Annotated in this window: 17 protein-coding genes; 10 read left to right on the top strand and 7 right to left on the bottom strand. The window is 33.8% G+C overall.

Going from position 1 to position 20,454, the window contains the following annotated elements; all coding sequences use genetic code 11:
• Positions 1 to 18: 18 nt before the first annotated feature.
• The gene (locus tag HM990_RS10370) at positions 19 to 987 is read right to left on the bottom strand and encodes a transporter (RefSeq protein WP_178988869.1); all 969 of its coding nucleotides are present in this window, start codon (positions 985 to 987) and stop codon (positions 19 to 21) included.
• 149 nt (positions 988 to 1,136) lie between these two features.
• Between HM990_RS10370 and HM990_RS10365 the strand changes: the two genes are divergently transcribed.
• The 4 genes from HM990_RS10365 to HM990_RS10350 all read left to right on the top strand — a co-directional run bounded on the left by HM990_RS10365 (position 1,137) and on the right by HM990_RS10350 (position 7,040).
• On the top strand, positions 1,137 to 1,409 hold the full coding sequence (locus HM990_RS10365; RefSeq protein ID WP_178988868.1) for a DUF4834 family protein: 273 nt from the start codon (positions 1,137 to 1,139) through the stop codon (positions 1,407 to 1,409).
• Between the two features lie 85 nt (positions 1,410 to 1,494).
• Positions 1,495 to 3,921: a YfhO family protein gene (locus tag HM990_RS10360; RefSeq protein WP_178988867.1), complete on the top strand. Its 2,427-nt coding sequence runs from the start codon at positions 1,495 to 1,497 to the stop codon at positions 3,919 to 3,921.
• A 64-nt stretch (positions 3,922 to 3,985) separates the two neighbouring features.
• Positions 3,986 to 5,296 carry a glycosyltransferase family 4 protein gene (locus HM990_RS10355; protein ID WP_229719247.1) on the top strand — a complete coding sequence of 437 codons (1,311 nt, stop codon included), beginning with the start codon at positions 3,986 to 3,988 and terminating at the stop codon, positions 5,294 to 5,296.
• A gap of 283 nt (positions 5,297 to 5,579) precedes the next feature.
• Positions 5,580 to 7,040 carry an oligosaccharide flippase family protein gene (locus tag HM990_RS10350; RefSeq protein ID WP_178988866.1) on the top strand — a complete coding sequence of 487 codons (1,461 nt, stop codon included), beginning with the start codon at positions 5,580 to 5,582 and terminating at the stop codon, positions 7,038 to 7,040.
• A 327-nt stretch (positions 7,041 to 7,367) separates the two neighbouring features.
• Here HM990_RS10350 and HM990_RS10345 read toward each other — a convergent pair whose 3' ends face one another.
• Complete coding sequence (locus HM990_RS10345; RefSeq protein ID WP_178988865.1) at positions 7,368 to 8,648, bottom strand: hypothetical protein; 1,281 nt, start codon at positions 8,646 to 8,648, stop codon at positions 7,368 to 7,370.
• A 180-nt stretch (positions 8,649 to 8,828) separates the two neighbouring features.
• Positions 8,829 to 9,518 carry a hypothetical protein gene (locus HM990_RS10340; RefSeq protein ID WP_178988864.1) on the bottom strand — a complete coding sequence of 230 codons (690 nt, stop codon included), beginning with the start codon at positions 9,516 to 9,518 and terminating at the stop codon, positions 8,829 to 8,831.
• A gap of 232 nt (positions 9,519 to 9,750) precedes the next feature.
• Between HM990_RS10340 and HM990_RS10335 the strand changes: the two genes are divergently transcribed.
• On the top strand, positions 9,751 to 10,836 hold the full coding sequence (locus tag HM990_RS10335; RefSeq protein ID WP_178988863.1) for a DUF3667 domain-containing protein: 1,086 nt from the start codon (positions 9,751 to 9,753) through the stop codon (positions 10,834 to 10,836).
• On the opposite strand, the gene HM990_RS10330 is transcribed toward HM990_RS10335, so the two are convergent.
• Entirely contained in the window at positions 10,833 to 11,501 is a 669-nt protein-coding gene (locus HM990_RS10330; protein WP_178988862.1) for a hypothetical protein, read from the bottom strand. The two genes, HM990_RS10335 and HM990_RS10330, sit on opposite strands and share 4 nt — an antisense overlap.
• Before the next feature lies 1 nt (position 11,502).
• Positions 11,503 to 14,292 (bottom strand): excinuclease ABC subunit UvrA, encoded by a 2,790-nt coding sequence (gene uvrA, locus HM990_RS10325; protein ID WP_178988861.1) that lies wholly within the window; start codon positions 14,290 to 14,292, stop codon positions 11,503 to 11,505.
• 305 nt (positions 14,293 to 14,597) lie between these two features.
• Here uvrA and HM990_RS10320 point away from each other — a divergent pair, with 305 nt between their 5' ends.
• A complete protein-coding gene (locus HM990_RS10320; RefSeq protein ID WP_178988860.1) occupies positions 14,598 to 15,182 on the top strand; it encodes an RNA polymerase sigma factor in 585 nt (194 codons plus the stop codon).
• Between the two features lie 403 nt (positions 15,183 to 15,585).
• On the opposite strand, the gene HM990_RS10315 is transcribed toward HM990_RS10320, so the two are convergent.
• The gene (locus HM990_RS10315) at positions 15,586 to 16,245 is read right to left on the bottom strand and encodes an endonuclease III domain-containing protein (RefSeq protein ID WP_178988859.1); all 660 of its coding nucleotides are present in this window, start codon (positions 16,243 to 16,245) and stop codon (positions 15,586 to 15,588) included.
• A gap of 35 nt (positions 16,246 to 16,280) precedes the next feature.
• On the opposite strand from HM990_RS10315, the gene bcp reads away from it, so the two are divergent.
• Together bcp and HM990_RS10305 are read left to right on the top strand one after the other, a co-directional pair.
• A complete protein-coding gene (bcp, locus tag HM990_RS10310; protein WP_178988858.1) occupies positions 16,281 to 16,736 on the top strand; it encodes a thioredoxin-dependent thiol peroxidase in 456 nt (151 codons plus the stop codon).
• 84 nt (positions 16,737 to 16,820) lie between these two features.
• The gene (locus HM990_RS10305; RefSeq protein WP_178988857.1) at positions 16,821 to 17,228 is read left to right on the top strand and encodes a lipocalin family protein; all 408 of its coding nucleotides are present in this window, start codon (positions 16,821 to 16,823) and stop codon (positions 17,226 to 17,228) included.
• 77 nt (positions 17,229 to 17,305) lie between these two features.
• On the opposite strand, the gene HM990_RS10300 is transcribed toward HM990_RS10305, so the two are convergent.
• Positions 17,306 to 18,760: a TonB-dependent receptor gene (locus HM990_RS10300; RefSeq protein WP_178988856.1), complete on the bottom strand. Its 1,455-nt coding sequence runs from the start codon at positions 18,758 to 18,760 to the stop codon at positions 17,306 to 17,308.
• Positions 18,761 to 18,875: 115 nt separating this feature from the next.
• Here HM990_RS10300 and HM990_RS10295 point away from each other — a divergent pair, with 115 nt between their 5' ends.
• On the top strand, positions 18,876 to 19,637 hold the full coding sequence (locus tag HM990_RS10295) for an MBL fold metallo-hydrolase (RefSeq protein WP_178988855.1): 762 nt from the start codon (positions 18,876 to 18,878) through the stop codon (positions 19,635 to 19,637).
• Positions 19,638 to 19,639: 2 nt separating this feature from the next.
• Positions 19,640 to 20,146, top strand: coding sequence for a hydrolase (locus HM990_RS10290; RefSeq protein ID WP_229719246.1), 507 nt, complete (start codon positions 19,640 to 19,642; stop codon positions 20,144 to 20,146).
• Positions 20,147 to 20,454 lie beyond the last annotated feature (308 nt).

Genomic DNA, 20,454 nt, shown 5'->3' with positions numbered 1-20,454 from the left:
GTAGTTAGGAGAGCTAAATTAGGAATCAAAATCATCTTCTTTTTTCTTTTTATTCTTGTTTTTTCGTTTTTTACGCTTGCCTTCATCCTTAGCGGAATTACCATTGTCAATCTTTTTATCCTTATGGAAATCTAAGCGATATGATGCTCCAAAAGCGATATTGAAAATGGTAGGTGTATCTTTAGTGTTAAATGCGATATTGGCATCGAGTTGGAAATCCTTGGTCCAAAGATATGCACCTCCAAACCTAAAAATATTGTCAGCATAAAAATCACTCTGAATACCTTGGGTCTCACCAAAAACGACCCATTGAGGCGTAAATGAATGCGTTAAGGTTAAGATATATGAAAAATCGGATTGATCTGTACCAATTCTATCTTTTATGAGATTCATCACAAAAACCCAACCGCCATTAAAGTTGTTTTGAGTCGCTATCATTACTTTTGGACTAAATCCTTCGATACCATAAGCTGTGTAAGGGTTATCTTTAGTATCAAAATTAGCTCCAACATATACGGAAACAGCTGGAATTAATGATTTCCAACTAAAACCTCTATTGGCATGGTAGCTATACAAATTTGGTTTCGCTTCTTCTGCATTTTTATAAGGATCATAAACGAGGTATTTAGCGCCTAAAGTGAAATTCTTAAAATTAGAACGTGGATCTTCAATCGCAATAGTTCCATTATTATAAGTTATTTTATCGTTTTGATAAATGCCATCAAGTGATAACTCCAGCTGCTCAAAAAGCAATCCATATCTAAGGGCAAAGTCGAGACCAAATCCTGAGACTTCATAATTTCGAAGGGCATGCTCTTCTTTAACGGTAAACGCACCAGCTTCAAACTGAACCACTCCTGTGCCAACAGAAAAGGCACTTTTTGAAACTCCAGGACGGTTAGAGTTAATAACTTCTGTATATTGTGCGAAAGTAGAATTAAAGGATATTACAAATAATAAAACAAGGGTCGATTTGAGTATTCTCATTGTTTAAGGATTTAAAACCATTCTATCTATTGAAGATTTGAGCCAAATATATAGATTTTATAGTTTTTTTAAGGAATAATAACGTAATATAAATGACGATAATTGTATTTTTGAATATTACAATGTTTATTATTCAATTACCTTGATCCATGGGATTACTGAGAACTATTTTAATTATTTTATTGGTTTACTTCGGTTTTAAGATATTGGCGCGTCTTTTTGCACCATTATTAGTACGCTTCGTGGCTAAAAAAGCAGAACAAAAATTCGGGGAACAATTCGGTGGATTCCAAAATCCTAACCAGCAAAGACAACAACAGAAGGAGAAGGAAGGGGAAACCGTTATTGATAAAATGCCAAACAAAAATAAATCATCCAATGATAAAGTTGGCGAGTATATTGATTACGAGGAAATTGAGTAAATCATTCTTGTGAAAACAGAAATCTTCTAAGTTGTTTCAAAAAAAAATAACTACTTTTCAGAATCATTCAACTTAAAGCATCTTCATGTCTTTTTCTATAAAACGTTTTTTGCCATATGTCCTAATTTTGATAGGATTTGTTATAGTGTCTTTAGCTTATTTTAGTCCTGTTTTACAAGGCAAAAAAATCAACCAAAGTGATATAATGCATTACATTGGTATGGCTCAGCAGCAAAAAGAGTTTGCCAAATCCACTGGAGAAGAAACGTACTGGACCAATAGTGCTTTTGGTGGTATGCCTACCTATCAATTAGGGGCTAAATACCCACACAATTATATTAAGAAACTCGATTTAACCTTACGTTTTCTGCCAAGACCAGCAGATTATCTATTCCTGTATTTTATAGGTTTTTATATTTTATTGTTGTCTTTAAAAGTTGATTTTAAACTTGCTGCCTTAGGTGCTTTAGCTTTTGGGTTTTCAACATATCTCATTATTATTTTAGGTGTTGGTCATAATTCCAAAGCACATGCTATAGCCTATATGCCATTGGTGTTAGCAGGAATTGTGCTCACCTTCAGAAAGAAATATATTCTCGGATTTATATTAACGGCAATCGCTTTAGGGCTAGAACTTGTTGCTAACCATTTCCAAATGACTTATTATCTTTTATTATTGGTCTTAGTTCTAGGCTTGGCGTATCTTTTTGACGCTTACAGAAAAAAAGTATTGCCACATTTCTTTAAATCAGTTGGGTTGCTTTCTGTTGCAGCCATTTTAGCCGTTGGTCTCAATGCCACTAACATTATGGCAACGCAAGAGTATGTAAAAGAAAGCGCTCGTGGTCAAAGTGATCTGACTATTAATCCAGATGGTTCACCAAAGGAAGTGACTTCAGGATTAAGCAAAGATTATATCACTGAATACAGTTACGGCATATTGGAAACCTTTAATCTCTACATTCCAAAATTTATGGGAGGCGGAAATTATGAGGATGTTGGTAAAGATTCCGAAACCTATAATGCCTATATTAATTTAGGAGCATCGCCAATTGAAGCGCTCGATGCTGCCCGAAATGCACCAATGTATTGGGGAAATCAACCCATAGTTGAAGCACCAGCTTATGTTGGAGCCGTAATAATTTTCCTTTTTGTTCTAGGTTTATTTTTAGTAAAAGGCCGATTGAAATGGTGGCTCGTTGGTGGTACAGTTTTATCGCTTTTATTATCCTACGGAAAAAATTTAGGGTTTCTTACCGATTTCTTTATTGATTATGTGCCGTTATATAATAAGTTTAGAGCGGTAAGTTCTATTCAGGTTATTTTGGAACTATGCATTCCTGTATTGGGCATATTTGCTTTGGTTCGCTTGTTTAATGACTTCCAGAAAGATGAAGAAAAGTTAAAAGCCTTGTTATATACTGTAGGAATCACAGCAGGTTTGGCTGTCATCTTTTTACTATTTAAATCCATACTATTTGATTTTGAAGGCCTAAGGGACGACCAATATATTGAAGCCTACGGACAACCTTTTATGGACGCTGTTATACAGGATAGAAAATCCCTAATGACAACGGATACCTTAAGAACATTGATTTTAGTGTTATTGTCAGCAGGAACGATTTACCTGTTTCTGAAAAAGAAATTATCAGAAACTTTAGTCGTCGTTGTATTTGCCGTTTTAATCCTTTTTGATTTGGTCAGCGTGGATAAAAAATATGTCAATAACGATGATTTTGTGTCTGCCATTAAAGTCGACAAACCCTATCAACCTAACAGTGCAGATAAGGAAATTTTAAAAGATAAAGGGCATTTTAGGGTGATGGATATGTCTTCCGAAGGTCAGCGAATGCCAGCAAAAGCAGCTTATTATCATAATTCGTTAATGGGTTATAGTGCTGCCAAATTAGGTCGTGCAGAAGAATTGTTGGAATTCCATGTGTATAAAAACAACATGAATGTCCTCAATATGCTTAACACCAAATACATTATTGCCGAGGAGCAAGGACAGATTTTTCCATATACCAATACAGAAGCCAATGGCAATGCTTGGTTTGTGTCTAAACTCAAAGCTGTTGCTGACGCCAACCAAGAAATTTTGGCTCTGGATAGTTTGAATACTAAGACTTCAGCGGTTATTGAAAAATCGGTTCAGACTGAAAATAGTTTAAAAACAACCTATCAAGTTGATTCTACCGCTTCAATTCAGTTAAAAGAATACCAACCAAATTACTTAAAATACGAAACGAATAATAGCAATAATGGATTGGCGGTATTCTCAGAAATCTACTATGCTAAAGGTTGGAACGCTTATATCAATGGTGAATTAACACCACATTTTAGAGTAAATTATGTGCTTCGAGCATTAGAGATTCCAAAAGGAAATCACACGGTAGAATTTAAGTTTGAGCCACAAGTTGTAGAGACTGGAAGTAAAGTGGCTTTGGCGAGTTCTGTTGTATTGGGACTTTTGGTTTTGTTGGGTCTATATTTTACTTTTAGGAAAAAATAAAACTAGCTGTCACACTGAGCGCAGTCGAAGTGTCTTTGTTATAGTAAGTTAATTATTAATATTAATGAGATTCCTGCCTTCGCAGGAATTTAGGATGGGCAAAAAGATTCTTATCATAACCTACTATTGGCCACCAGCTGGAGGTCCAGGCGTACAACGTTGGCTCAAGTTTGTAAAATACTTGCCAGAGTTTGGTATTGAGCCTATTGTTTATTGTCCTGAAAATCCAAATTACCCTATTATTGACGAAAGTTTAGTCAGCGAAATTCCAGATCACATTACCATCTTAAAACAACCTATTAACGAGCCATACGGATTGGCGAGTTGGTTTTCAAAGGGAAGTTCTAAAAAAATCAGTTCCGGAGTTATCCCTAAAGTTAAAAAGCAATCCTTGATTGAAAAAGCGATGCTCTATATCAGGGGAAATTATTTTATTCCAGATGCGCGGAAAAATTGGGTAAGACCTTCGGTTGAATTTCTTTCAAATTATATAAAAGAACACGAAATAAAAACCATAATTACTACAGGGCCACCTCACAGTTTACATTTAATTGGCTTGCGGTTAAAAGCAGCATTGGGTGTGAAGTGGCTCGCAGATTTTAGAGATCCTTGGACAACCATTGGCTACCATAAAGATTTAAAATTGACTCAAGCTTCAAAAGCAAAACATTTAGAATTAGAGCATAACGTTCTAAATTCAGCTGATGAAATCATCGTTACAAGTAATCATACCAAAAACGAATTCCGAACCAAAACCAAGCAACCGATTTCGGTAATCACCAATGGTTACGATTCTCATAATATTAGTGTAGTAAAAAAGGACGAATTGTTTACTTTATCTCATATTGGCTCATTATTATCTGAAAGGAACCCTTTGGTTTTATGGGAATCGATTTCAGAATTAATAAAAGAGAATCAAGCTTTTTCTGAAGTATTTAAGTTACAATTAATAGGTGTAGTCAGCGATGATGTTATAGAATCGATTCACAAAAATGCACTTAAAAATCACGTTGATGTAGTTGGTTATGTTAGTCATGAAGTAGCCATAAAATTTCAAATGTCATCACAATTATTGTTGTTAATTGAAATCGACTCCGAAGACACCAAAGCTATCATACCAGGAAAAGTTTTTGAATATCTAATTTCTGAAACACCAATTTTAGCTATTGGCCCAAAGGATGCTGATGTGGCCCAAATCATAAAGTCCACCAACACAGGAACGTATTTTAATTACAACCAAAAGAGCGAATTAAAAGCACAAATTTTATCTTATTTCGAAGCCTTTCTGAACAACACCTTAAAGGTAAATGCGATTGGTTTACAGCCTTATAGTAGAAAAGCCTTATCCGAGAAATTGGCTAATTTAATTAAATAATTAGGCGTAAAAAGCCCGTATGTTTATCCTACAAGGTTTTAGAAACCTTGCAGGTTAGTGAAGTAATTTTAATGAGGTCACTTTGGAATTTAAAACTTTATAGTTGTATTTTGCTCATTACCAAATAAACATCAAAATAGTCAATTAAATTTGTTTCTAATTCCTTTATATTTCAACATAAAATTGAACCGTAACTTTGGCTATGATTAAATTTTCTATTTCATCTAAAGAAGTGATAATTCAAATTTACTATCAACCATTTTAATATTCATTTGGTAAAACTATGGGAATCGTATTAAACCAATCTTTCAAAAACACCTTAACCACATATTTGGGTTTCGGGATTGGAGCCATTAATACGCTTTTTCTTTATACCAATTTTTTAACAGATCAATATTATGGTTTGGTGGCATTTTTACTTTCAGCAGCGAATATTATGATGCCTTTTATGGCATTTGGAGTTCATAATGCCATTGTAAAGTTCTATTCCACTTTTAAATCAAAAAATAGCATCAATAGTTTTCTGACCTTGATGTTGTTTCTGCCACTACTGTTTATAATCCCAACTGTTTTTATTGGTTTTTTTGCCTATGATACTATTGTAGATTGGCTTTCAAATGAAAACCAAATCGTAGAAAGTTACATTTGGCATATTTTTGTTTTGGCGGTGTCTATGGCTTATTTCGAAATCTTTTTTGCATGGACCAAAGTGCAAATGCAAACCGTTTTTGGAAACTTAATGAAAGAGATTTTTCATAGAGTCTGTATTATGTTTTTACTGTTTGGCGTGTATTTAGATTGGCTCTCAGTGGACCAATTTATCATCGCCCTCGTTGGAGTCTATGTTTTACGAATGGTAATCATGAAACTTTATGCGTATTCGGTAAGGTTCCCAAAGTTAAAATTTCAGAAATTAGAGAATCAATTTTCAATAATGAAGTATGCTGGCTTAATGATTATTGCGGGTTCCGTTGCCATGTTAATTCTCGATATCGATAAGTTTATGATTGGCCTAATGTTACCGGATATTGAACAGGTCGCTTATTACAGTGTTGCTATATTTATTGCTACGGTTGTTGCGGTCCCACAACGAGCCATGCACCAAATTATGTTACCGCTAACGGCTAAGTACCTTAATGAAAAAGATCATTTGTCTTTAGAAGATTTGTACAGACGCAGTTCTATGACGCTTTTGGTGGTCAGTGGTTTGATCTTTTTGTTGATTATTTTAAATATCAATCAGTTGTATGAGATTCTGCCGAAGGAATTTACAGGAGGTCTTTTTGTAGTCTTAATTGTTAGTTTAGCAAAACTTTATGACAACAGCTTAGGAAATAATAATGCTATATTATTCAACAGTGATTATTATAGGATGGTCTTATTTTTTGGGGTTTTATTGGCGATTATGGCCATTGTTTTGAATGCTGTTTTTATTCCTATTTATGGCATCGAAGGTTCAGCATTTGCAACATTTTTAGCTGTTTTTATTTACAACACGATCAAAATTATATTTGTAAAGCGGAAATTCAATATGTTACCGTTTACAATAGGCTCGGTAAAGATTGTTATAGTATTGATAGTGATGTCAGTGGCTTTTTACTTTTGGGAATTTCCATTTCATCCCATACTGAACATCACTTTGAAATCTGCATTAATCGGTTTTGTTTATTTAATTATGATTTACAAATTGAATGTCTCTGTGGATATTTCGAGTCAGATAAGGAAGTATTTGCGGTTGAAGTAATCTTGTGAAGTTGAAATTGAATTTGAAGTTGAAACTGAATTCGAACGTGAAAATAACCTATTAATTTGAATCACGCTTTTGTTGCCAAATGTCAAAATCGTTTTAGAAATTATTCTTATTCGCAAAGATTATTACTGAATTTAATCAGCTCATCGCTTTTTAAAGGTATATATGATTTGCTTTGCAACTAACACGTTTTTCATCTTCGTAATAAAGTAATGTGTAAAACGAGATTCCTGCTTTCGCAGGAATATAAATATAAGAATGTCCCGTAAGGTGCTCTGAGGCATACATCATACGGGACATCCAACCAACCAAAAAAACTTTTTATCCTCTTGTTCGTCTTGAGCTAGATCTTGTAGAATTTTGGTTGCTCATTCTACTTGTATTTGATCTGCTTTTTACAGACGGTGATTTTCTTTTATTCTGAACAGTACTTCGCTGTCTAATGTTTTGCGACGTTCTGTTATTATATGTACGAGAATTTGTCGCTTGCGGTTTTCTTACCGAAGTAGTTCTTGTTTTATTATTAGACACAGTTCTATTTGTTCTGGTCACATTTTTATTCGTATTTCGTGTTGAAAACGAATTAGTACTACGCGTTGTTCTTGCTGGAACTTTCACTCTTGTATTAGAAGGTGTCGCAATAGCTTTATTAGTTCTAGTCGTTCTTGTTGGAGCTTTCACTCTAGTATTTGAACGTGTGGTAATTGCTCTATCATTTCTAGTTGTTCTAGTAGGTGTCGAAACTCTAGAATTAGATCTAGAAGTTGCATCGGCACTACGAGTTGTGCTTGTCCTAGTCGCATTAGTTTCACTTAAACGTGAAGCTCTTGTGCTGGCTATTGTTCTATTATTTCGTGTCGCACGAGTCCTAATAGTTCGTTCTCTTTCATTTCTCGGCGTTTGTGCATAACTATTGGTTCTTCTTGTAGAATTAGAACGTCTCACAGCATAACCGTTATCTCGTCTTCCAATATTATAATATCTGACGTTATTAGTATAAGGTCTATAATAAATATGTCTTACAGGTGCATAATATTGTCTGTACGGATTGACATGTACAATACAAAAGTTTACATGAGGTACAGCATAAAATCGGTGCCATGGTCTGTAAACATAGGCTCTGTTATAACTGTTGATATAGCCATCATATCTCCAGAACGTATTGTTTCTATAATAAACATTAAGTCCACCAACTCTATTAATTCTACCAAGACTATTGTAGTTGATAAAGATGTTTCCAATCTGATTGACACGTCCGTAGTAATCATAGTAGATTGGCGTATTTTCAATTTGAATAATCGCTCCAAAACTATCATACTGTACATAAGGGTTGTAATCGTAACCAGAGTTAAAGCTTAAACTGAAACCAGGTCTATCAATGTTCACGCTTACATCTGGACCGTAGTTTGGTATATAAAAATCAAACTGACCATCTGCAAAAACTGAAAACTCAATTCCGGCTTCATTAAATATGAAAGAATTACCATAACCTCTCACATAGGTATTAATTGAAGCTTCTGCTTCCGATGTCGTTGTGTTGGTTGCGAATGCAGTTGTGCTTATAGCGACAAAGGCTGCAAATAAATATAGTAATCGTTTCATAATAATTGGGTTTTAAATTAAACTCGTAATATATTAAACAAACAGCGTGCCACTTTTTTAAATTACTGATTATTAGTTGATTTGTTTGAATTGATAGTAAAAATCTACTCATTATTTTATTATTAAAAACCCTGAAATGCTTGGGGAAACATTCAGGGTTTTTGGTAATCAATCAAAATCTCAAAATTTGATTTTCTTTTGCTTCAAGGTTTTACCACCTTTTCTATAATAGTAATAATCATAATCGTTGTTGTTTGAGTCATCATCATTCCAGTTATCATAATTTGAATCATCAAAATGATCTACAGAACAACCGGTTATACCACAAATACCACAATTTTGATTATTATAATTTACAAAACCTTTGGTTCCGATGACTTCACCATGTCTATTTGTTAGAATTCTTAAACCACCGACTTGCACCAATTGATGTCCTCTATATCCCAAATACACCGAACCAACACGTTTAAGTCGTCCTTGTCTATCATAATTGATAAACACGTTTCCAATTCGTCTCACGCGTCCTTCGTTGTCGTGTCTAATTAAAACACCGCTTTCACTAACATTGTAAGTTGTTCCAGGTGCACCATAAGTTCTGTTGGTGCTACGTCTTGTTCTTGTATTAGAACGTCTGTAGAAATAATTTTCGTCTTTTGGGATACGAGAAAATAATTCGGTATTAAAATCGAAGCTACCATCAGGAAAGACCAAAAATTCCACACCTCGCTCTACAAACAAAATAGGTTGTACATAACGATTGCGCGCAGTATTATAATCTTCCCCAATTAAAACAGCATCTCCTGCTGTTGTCGCTGTGGCTGATGTTAACCCTATTAACACCATTGCCATAAAAAGTACTTGTCTTTTCATAATTTATAGGTTTTTAGATTTGCCCAGTCGCTATTTCGTTTAGGACTTTTGGACTTACGCTATGGGTTATGGATTTTCAATTAGCGTGCCAAAATATTTAAGTACTTGAAATTCAGATTTTTAGTTGATTTATAAGTTTTAGATTTGAATTAATTTTAATTTAGACTCTTTTTCTAGAAGACGAATGGTGTTATAAAATTTAGTATTTTTAAACCAAGACTAACCATCAACCATGAGCACCAATCAAGTTAATTGTAAAAATTGTGAAAAACCTTATGAAGAAGGGTTTCAATTTTGCCCACATTGTGGACAAAAAACTAACGATGAGTTAACTATTGGAGTTCTGTTTTACAATACGATCAGCAACTACTTTTCATTTGATGCTCGTTTTTTTAAGAGCTTTATCCCGTTGCTATTTAAACCGGGTTATCTACCTAAAGAGTTTATTAAAGGAAAACGCTTATTGTATTTACATCCAGCGCAGATGTATTTATTTATTTCTGTGATATTCTTTTTTATTTTTTCATTTAGTGCAAGAGAACAGGCGAATACTTTAAATAAGGAACTTAAAAAAACGTTAAGGTCAGATGAGGAGGTGGTTGTTTTGGATTCGATCAAAGCAAAAGAGAAAGAGGTTAATTTGAAAATTCAAGATTCATTAACTAGAACCGAAATAAGAAAGGCACTTGAGGATAATAAATGGCTCACAAAAATGTCAGATAGGGAGATAGATTCTATTGTAAATTTAGAAAAGATTCCTAAGAAAACTGATTTTTCATTGGGTTTTAATGAGAAGGAGATAGATTCATTAATTGATGTAGGTGCTTCTGACGAAGAAATTTATAAAGTCATGGGCATGGAAGAAGACGATGGCTGGTTTATGAGAAAATTGTACGCTCAAGGACTCAAGTTTTATCAAGCTAGGGATGGCGGTAATGTGTTGCAAGCGTTTTATGATACCATACCAATAGCATTGTTCTTCCTGTTGCCAATTTTTGCACTAATAATTAAGTTATTGTATCTCAGAAAAGGTAGATACGCACATCATTTGGTCTTTAGTTTTTACTTTTTTTCATATTTGTTTACCGTTTTCAGTGTCATTTTTGGTCTTAATCTAATTTGGGAGATACCAGACTGGATTGATTGGCTTGTTGCCTTATCGACTTTTATATATTTAATGATCGCATTAAAACGATTTTATGGACAAGGTTGGATTTTAAGTTGGTTTAAATGTAGTGTGGCAACCTTTACTTTTATAGCTATAGTCATTCCAACTGCAGTAGTAATTTTGGGGCTTATCGCATTTCTATTCTATTAATCTTCAATAGAACCAGCATGCCAAATAGGAATATTTAAGAATTGGCTCAAAATTTCAGCATCAATAATAATTGCTTTGAGATTGCCATGGTCTATTATATTTTTCCTAGTAGCATCCTTCAGAACTAAGTTGAGTTCAAAACTTTTGTAAGACCCCTTATCACTTCTTACGTGTTCGCCAATAATTTGAATGGCAACAATAGATTTTAACGGTATATATTTTTTTGAAGTATCCTTTTTTATTGTGTTTACGTCAATTTTATAGGCTTTGTAATAAATGCCTAATTGCTTATCAAAAACACGAGGCATATAGAAGAAATAAAACATTAATCCGCCTGCTGTGGCAAATATTAGTCCGAATAACAATAAAAACCACTCGATTTCAGCAAAATCGAAGCCATTGTTTAATAGAGGATATAGTCCAAAAAATAAAACACCTAAACCTACGGCAAGAAATATAAAGTTGAAAAGTGCCACACCAGTTGAAGGTTTATAGAGTATTTTAGAACTCGATTCTTCTATCAGAACATGCGTTGTGAAATTTGCTCCACCTGATTTTAGAGGTAAAGTTGACACTTTAGATTTTAGCGAATTTGTCTCATTATTAATAAAATCGAATTTTCTAAAATCAATTGAAATATCATCAGACCTATTAGATAACTCCATCTTACAATTTCTCTTTCAAATATTTTCCAGTCACCGAGTTTTTATTTTTTGCAATCTCTTCAGGTGTACCAGAAGCTACGAGTTGTCCGCCATGTTTTCCACCTTCTGGTCCTAAATCGATGATGTAATCTGCACATTTAATTAAATCGATATTGTGCTCAATCACTATAATGGAATGGCCTTTAGCGATTAAAGCCTGAAATGATTTTAATAATTTTTTGATATCATGAAAATGAAGTCCTGTGGTTGGTTCATCAAAAATGAAGAGTGCATTATCGCTTTTACTACCTTTTCCTAAGAACGTGGCAAGTTTGATACGTTGAGCCTCACCACCGGAAAGGGTAGAAGAGGATTGACCTAAAGTCACATAACCCAAACCAACATCTTGAAGCGGTTGTAGTTTCTTTTTGATTTTTGTTTGCTTATAGGTTTTAAAGAAATCGATAGCATCATCAATAGTCATATTCAGAATATCATCTATGGATTTATCTTCAAACTTAACTTCCAATACTTCTTTTTTGAAACGTTTTCCACCACAAGTATCACAAGTTAAATGCACATCTGCCATAAACTGCATTTCAATCGTCACTTCGCCTTCGCCTTTACAGGTTTCACAACGGCCACCATCAACATTAAAACTAAAATGTTTTGCAGCATAATTTCTAATATCACTTAATTTTTGGGAAGCATACAACGCACGAATGTCATCATAAGCCTTTATATAGGTTACAGGATTAGAACGTGAAGAACGACCAATTGGGTTTTGATCCACAAATTCCACATGCTGAATATTACTGTAATTTCCTTTTATTTCTGAAACCTGTCCGATTTTATCGCTAAAACCCGTTAGCTTCTTTTGTACCGCAGGAAAGAGTATTTTTTTAACCAAGGTACTTTTTCCACTTCCTGAAACTCCAGTAATTACGGTTAGCATTTCTAAAGGAAACGTCACGTCAACGTTTTGTAAATTATTCTCGCGAGCACCAACAACTTCAATACCATATTTAGAGGTTCTTCGTTTGTTGGGCACTTCAATTTCCATTTGACCATTAAGATATTTTGCCGTCAATGTATCTGAATCTAAAATGGCTTCAAAATCTCCAACGGCAACAACTTCGCCTCCAAAAGTTCCGGCTTCTGGTCCGATATCAATTATGGAATCGGCTGCTTTCATTATATCTTCGTCGTGCTCAACCACAATAACGGTATTACCTAAATCCCGCAACGATTTCAAAACCTCGATTAAACGTTCAGTATCCTTTGGATGCAAGCCAATACTAGGTTCGTCTAAAATATACATGGAACCAACAAGACTACTTCCTAAAGAGGTAGCTAAATTGATACGCTGACTTTCACCACCAGAAAGTGTGTTCGATTTTCGGTTTAATGTTAAATAATTCAAGCCAACATTAGATAAGAAACCTAGGCGTGTATTGATTTCTGTTAAAAGTCGTTTAGCAATATTGAAATCATGGTCATTCAGTTGTAATTTTTTGAAAAACACCACCAGTTCATCTATCGGTAAATCAACTAAATTAGTAATAGTAGAACCATCGATTTTTACATAATTGGCTTCTTCACGCAAACGTTTACCCTTACAGACATTACATTTCGTTTTACCACGATACCGTGAAAGCATCACTCGATTTTGGATTTTATAGGCTTTCGATTCCAACTCAGAAAAAAAAGCATCCAGACCATCAAAGTATTTATTGCCTTTCCAAATGAGTGCTTTATTAGCATCACTCAATTGAAAATAGGGTTTGTGAATTGGAAAATCAAAGTGATGGGAGTTGTTGACCAATTGATCTCGATACCAACTCATGCTTTCGCCTCGCCAAGGAAAAATGGCGTTTTCGTAAATCGACAATGCTGTGTTTGGAATTACCAAATCATCATCAATACCAATGACATCACCATAACCTTCACATTTTGGGCATGCGCCATAAGGATTATTAAAACTAAATAAATGTGCGTTTGGCTCAAGAAAAGACATGCCATCCAATTCAAATTTATTATTGAAAACGGTTTGTTTATTGTCGGAAAGGGATTCAATGATACAAGTCCCAACACCTTCGTAAAAGGCAGTTCCTACCGCATCTGCTAAACGATTTAGAAAATCCTCATCATCTTTAAAAATAATTCTATCAACAACTAAAAAAAGATCTTTGTTCGTTTTGATTTTTGATTTTAAGGCCTCATCAATTCTGAGGACTTCATCTTTTACTTTAATACGAGCATAGCCTTGCTGTTGAAGTGTTTGAAGTTTATTTTCAATCGAGCGTCCTTCTTCTAATATAATAGGTGCTAAGAGTAATAATTTAGTGCCTTTTTCAAATTTTGAAATGAAATTAATGACATCGGAAACGGTATGCTTTTTTACTTCGTTGCCAGAAATAGGCGAGTAGGTCTTCCCAATTCTTGCAAATAGTAATTTTAAATAATCATAAATTTCAGTCGTCGTGCCAACCGTGGAACGTGGGTTTGTAGAATTCACTTTTTGCTCAATGGCAATTGCTGGAGCGATACCTTTAATATAATCAACTTTGGGCTTATTCAGTCGTCCTAAAAACTGGCGTGCATAACTACTTAGACTTTCTACGTAGCGTCTTTGTCCTTCTGCATACAAGGTGTCGAACGCCAAACTCGACTTTCCTGAACCCGATAAGCCTGTAATTACCACCAGTTTGTTTCTCGGGATAACAACATCGATATTTTTAAGATTATGGAGTTTTGCTCCTTTTATTATGATGTTTTCTTTTGGGCTAACGTCTAAAACAGTAGAATTCATAGGTTATTTTCGGTATCTAAGTTTGCAAAGATACTATAATAGCATATAATCATTAAAATTACACACATAATTCATTTATAGAAAGTATCATCTTTGGTCTAATTCTATTTTCATCCATAAAAGGGACTGTTTATCCGACAAAAAGTTAAATTTTACGCTTTTTTTTTGTTTTTTCGGAATGTTTGTTGTTATATTTGACACTTATTCATTTATAAAAACAACTGCGTATAGCATAATATTACTTTAAAAAAACAGCTTTTAACCCCAAACTTAGTACCAAAATACTAGGATTTAAAGTAATTATTATGAAAAGAGAACTTATCCAAGACGCGGAGTTGGTCAGCGACTACATTAACGGTAACGAGAATGCCCTTTCTATTTTGATAGAAAGGCATAAGCAAAAAATTTACAGTTTTATTTACTCTAAGGTTTATGACAGAGATGTTACTGAAGATGTTTTTCAAGATACCTTTATTAAAGTCATTAGAACATTAAAACGAGGAAAATATAACGAAGAAGGTAAATTTTTACCTTGGGTAATGCGAATTGCCCACAATTTGGTTATTGACCATTTCAGAAAAAATAAGCGTATGCCAAAATTTCAAAATGCGGGCGACTTCAGTATTTTTTCTGTGTTGAGTGATTCTAGTTTAAACGCTGAAAAAACGATAATAAAAGACCAAGTAGAATCTGATGTTCGACGTATTATTGACGAATTACCAGAAGATCAAAAGCAAGTACTTATGATGCGTATGTATCAAGATATGAGTTTTAAGGAAATATCGGAACGTACAGGTGTAAGCATCAATACGGCATTGGGAAGAATGCGTTATGCATTGATTAATATGCGTAAAGTAATAGAACAAAATAATATAGTTTTAACAAATTGATACAATAAAGCATATAAAAGTGCGTTTTTGCTATATATAAACTCATAAATAGTTAAAATGGCACAAATTTACTCTAATGCTTCCCCAAAAAATGATAACCTAAAACCAAAAGACGAAACGATAAGTTTCCTTTTGAATTATTCAAAGGCTTTAAGTGTTATAAGTTATAATAAATTGAAGTTTGAAGCACTTCTAAATTGAATTAATTTTAATGGAAAAATCCTGATGTGAAAGCATCAGGATTTTTTTGTTAAACGTAATTCTTCCTAGTTTTGCTTCGTGAGATTTTCTTGTTTTAAGGCTTTTAAATATTGAATTGTTTTTTCTTTTAATGGATGATTATCACGTAAACCGTTGTTAATGTTATTATCGTGACACTAAACACTGAGAAAGAGACTAAAAACTAACGCTTCTTCTTTTTATAATAGTCATCTAATACCGATTTTCTTCCAATAGTTTTAGTAATAATATCCTTTTCCAAATCCCAACCACGAGCAGGAGAATATTCTCGTCCATACCAAATAATTTGAAGATGCAAATCATTCCAAAGTTCTTCCGGAAAAATACGTTTAGCATCTTTTTCGGTTTGTACTACGTTTTTGCCATTGGTTAAATTCCAGCGGTACATTAAGCGATGAATATGAGTATCTACTGGAAACGCAGGAATACCGAAAGCTTGTGATAAAACCACAGCAGCTGTTTTATGACCAACTGCAGGTAATGCTTCAAGTTCCTCATAGGTTCTCGGAACTTTGCCATTGTGCTTATCAATTAAAATATGGGATAAACCATGTATACCTTTGCTTTTCATTGGAGATAAGCCAACCGGTTTTATAATTTCCCTGATTTCCTCAACACTTAGTTTAATCATATCGTATGGATTGTCCGCACGTTCAAATAACAAAGGTGTAATTTTATTGACGCGTACATCCGTACTTTGTGCAGACATCAAAACCGCTATTAATAAGGTATAAGGATCTTTATGGTCTAATGGAATCGGAATTGTAGGATATATTCGATTTAACGTATTTATAACAAAATCTACCTTTTCTTGCTTAGTCATTCATTGTATTTTTACAGAAACAAATTTACATAATTATGACACACTTAAAAGCAGGAGATAAAGCACCAGATTTTTCGGCAAAAGATGAACAGGGAAATACAGTCTCATTATCAGATTATAAAGGTAAGAAATTAGTCGTTTTCTTTTATCCAAAAGCAAGCACACCTGGTTGCACAGCAGAAGCTTGTAATCTAAATGATAATTATGAACGCTTTAAAGCGCAAGGTTACGAAATTTTAGGGGTCAGTGCAGATAGTGCTAAAAGACAATCTAACTTTAAAAATAAATACGGATTTCAATATCCATTGTTAGCTGACGAAGATAAAGCGGTTATTGAAGCTTTCGGAGTTTGGGGACCGAAGAAATTTATGGGAAGGGAATATGATGGTATTCACAGAACTACTTTTGTAATTGATGAAAATGGCGTTCTGGAAGATGTTATTACCAAAGTAAAAACTAAAGCTCATACGGAGCAGATTTTAGAATCTTAAATTGTAGTTAATAAGCTATTCTGGAAATCTAATTTTTGTACGCAACCTTTTGTAATTTTTTCATCTATTAAATAAACAGTTGATATGAAAACGTTAGTTTATTTATGTTTTGGACTATTCATATTATCATCTTGTAACAACGATGACGAATCAAATACACAAACTTCTGAAATAATTGGTGATTGGAAATTAATAGAGGTTTACATTGATCCTGGTGATGGCAGCGGAACATTTCAGGCTGTTGAAAGTGATAAGACCATAACTTTTTTTAATGATGGAACGGTTACATCTACGGGCGACTTATGTTCTATGTTTGTAGCTGGTGGCAATGCGTCTAGTGGTACGTATTCTGAAGTTGATTCTGTTATTACTCCAAATGATTGTCAAGAATCGATTCCTAATTGGAACTATTCATTTGTCATAGAAGGAAATTCCTTAATGCTATATTACCCTTGCATTGAGGCTTGTGTAGAAAAATATAGCAAGCAATAACTTGCGCTTATAGTAAATAAAAATGCATGCTGAAAATTTCAATCAGCACGCATTTTTTTATATTATAATTTGTTGGTTTAACTCTTATGCATAACTTCCTCCGATTCGTAACCAAACAAGCTTTTTTCCTTAATTAGTTTAGAGACACCTTCTGGAAGCATACTTTCCCAGCCGTCCTCGTTATTCGCAATCATTTTAAGAACAGTTCTAGAGAAAACATCAAGGTTAGATGTGTCATATTCAGAAATATCCACAACTTTACCATTGTATTTAAAGAATTTGTAAAGTTCTTTCATACGTGGATGCACTTTAAGGTTTTCACTAGTAGTTAAGCTGCCATCGTCATTTTGCATTGGATATAAATAAACCCGTAAATCTTTATAGAAGAGTTTTCCAAAGGCCTCTAAGATGCCACCACTTAGATGACGATAATATTTTTCATCAAAAATATCAACTAGATTATTAATACCCATTGCTAATCCCATTCTTGCTCTAGAATATTGAGAGAAGTATTCCACTAGTTTGTAATACTCTTGGAAATTGGAAATCAATACGGTTTGTCCTAGGGAACACAAAAGTTTCGCTCGATCCATAAAATCTTGCTCATCAATTTTTCCTTCAGCTCTTAAGTTGGATAAGGTAATTTCGAAAATTACTTGGGTTTTGTCCTTATCAACTTTATTTTCCTTAATGAACATTTCGTAAGATTTCTCAAACATATCCATATTCACCTTGGTTACAGGCCTAAAGCTACCTCTAAGTGTTAAGATATTCTTTTTGTAGAGAACACGAGCAGGTAAAACATTATTACCATCTGGTGCAAACATTACGGCATCGGTCATATTATTTTTGACCAACTGCAAACTCATTAATCGGTTATCTATATTTTTAAATACAGGACCTGCAAAATTAATAGTATCAATTTCTAACTGGTCTTTATCTAAGTGATCGTATAAATAACGTAATAATTTTCGAGGTTGATTGTATTTATAAAACGCGCCATATATTAAATTGGTTCCTAATTTACCAAGCGTCTCTTGCTGTAAACGTGCATCCGTTTCCTTAAAACGAATATGAAGAACAATATCGTTATAATCTGCACCTGGTGCAACTTGATATTTTATGCCGACCCAACCGTGACCTTTGTACTTTTTGGCAAAATCTATGGTGGCAACCGTATTAGCATAAGAGAAGAAAATTTTGTTTGGATGCTTATCTCTAGTGATGCGCTCTTCCATTAAACCCACTTCATGATTTAGCATTTTACGAAGTCTTGCCTCAGTTACATAACGCTTGTCGTTTTCAATACCATAAATGGCATCACTAAAGTCTTTGTCATAGGCAGACATGGCTTTGGCAATAGTGCCAGAAGCGCCTCCAGCTCTAAAAAACTGTCTAACCGTTTCTTGTCCTGCTCCAATTTCAGAAAAGGTACCATAAATATCGGCATTAAGATTAATTCGTAAGGCTTTGTCTTTAAGTGATGGAATATTTTCAAATTCCGTGTCGCCCGTGTACGTTACATCCTTCATAGAAATTGGGTTTATATCGTTACAAGCAAAGGTACAGTTTTACTATCGCAAACAAAAAAATAAGTTTATTTTTGTTATTCCGCTTAAATATTAAGCAGTGCTAAACTTATAGAGATTGAAAGTTACATTTTTAGGTACTGGTACATCACAAGGAATTCCCATTATAGGAAGCGATCATCCTGTATGTTTAAGCGACAATCCTAAGGATAAACGTTTGCGGGTTTCGGTTTTGGTAGAATGGGACGATTATACCTTTGTTGTGGATTGTGGACCCGATTTTAGACAACAAATGCTCAGGGCAAAAGTCACGAAAATTGATGGTGTTATCTTTACCCATGAGCATGCCGACCATACCATGGGATTAGATGATATTCGTCCATTTTTCTTTCGTCAAGGCGATATTTCATTGTATGCGCATCAACGCGTTTTTAAGGCTTTAGAGAAACGCTTCGACTATATTTTTACAACAGAAAAGAAATATCCTGGTGTGCCAACTGTGAAGCAAGTTGAAATAAAAAACGAACCTTTTTTAGCAGGAAATCTTAATGTGGTTCCTATTGAAGGTTTGCATTATAAGCTTCCTGTTTTTGGCTATCGTTTTCATGATTTTGCTTACTTAACGGACATGAAAACAGTTACTGACGCAGAAATAGAAAAACTTCAAAATTTAGAGGTTTTAGTGATAAATGCCCTAAGGATAAAACAACATATTTCACATTTTAATTTAGAAGAAGCCTTGGAATTTATTCAACGTGTGAATCCTAAACGCGCTTATTTAACACATGTTAGTCACCTTTTGGGATTTCATGATGATGTACAACAAAACTTACCAGAAAACGTTTTTTTAGCTTACGATAACTTGCAAATTACCATTTAGATATGAAGCATAAAATTTTAATGTATTTATTCATTTTTTCAGTATTACTGCTCATTTTTCAATATGTGAACTCAAAAAACATCATTGATAAATACGAAAAAGATATTGTGACCGTAAAATCCCAACTTTCAGAAAGTGAAGAACGGATTAAAACTTTGGAAGCGCAGAATTTTGAATTGGGTTATTTTAATATTGAAGGCAATGAGGATGCTTTAACGTATTTTGAAGCACAAGGTTATAACACGGAAAAATTGATTCCTGCAATTATTGAGGGTCTTTATAATATGAATGATTATGAAGGCGAGGATCACCCCATTGTGCCTTACGTTTCCATGACAGATTCTAAATTATTAATCAATAAAGTTCGGATTTTAAATCATAAATGGATCATTGCCAATTTTACTGATGGAGAATTTTGGGGTGAGATTTTTGTAACTTATGAGATAGATGAAAACAACGATCTCAAATATAAGTTGGTTGAATATTTAATGTATCCAAAAGTGGGTTAGGGCTTATTATATCTCAAAAATTATTTAAGTATATGACAAAAATATAAGGAATGAATTTTTTTGCCATGAATACTCGAATCTTATATCTGCGATAAATCGAAAGTATATAGATTTTTGGAACAGACCTTAGGTCTATTTTATTTGTGATATAGATAGTCAATTATTTTATATTATAAGAAACGATTGAATTCGTGTATTCGTGGCAAAATATATAGTAGTAAAACGTAATATTTCAAAATGAACTTTCAATCAATGCATTCGAAACGAAATTATTAGCACGAATTCTTTTCCCTTCGGCAAAATTAAAA

This window comes from Winogradskyella schleiferi (assembly GCF_013394655.1).
GTDB lineage: Bacteria > Bacteroidota > Bacteroidia > Flavobacteriales > Flavobacteriaceae > Winogradskyella > Winogradskyella schleiferi.
Note: the sequence above shows the minus strand (reverse complement) of the source record. Positions and strands in the feature narration are given on the sequence as shown.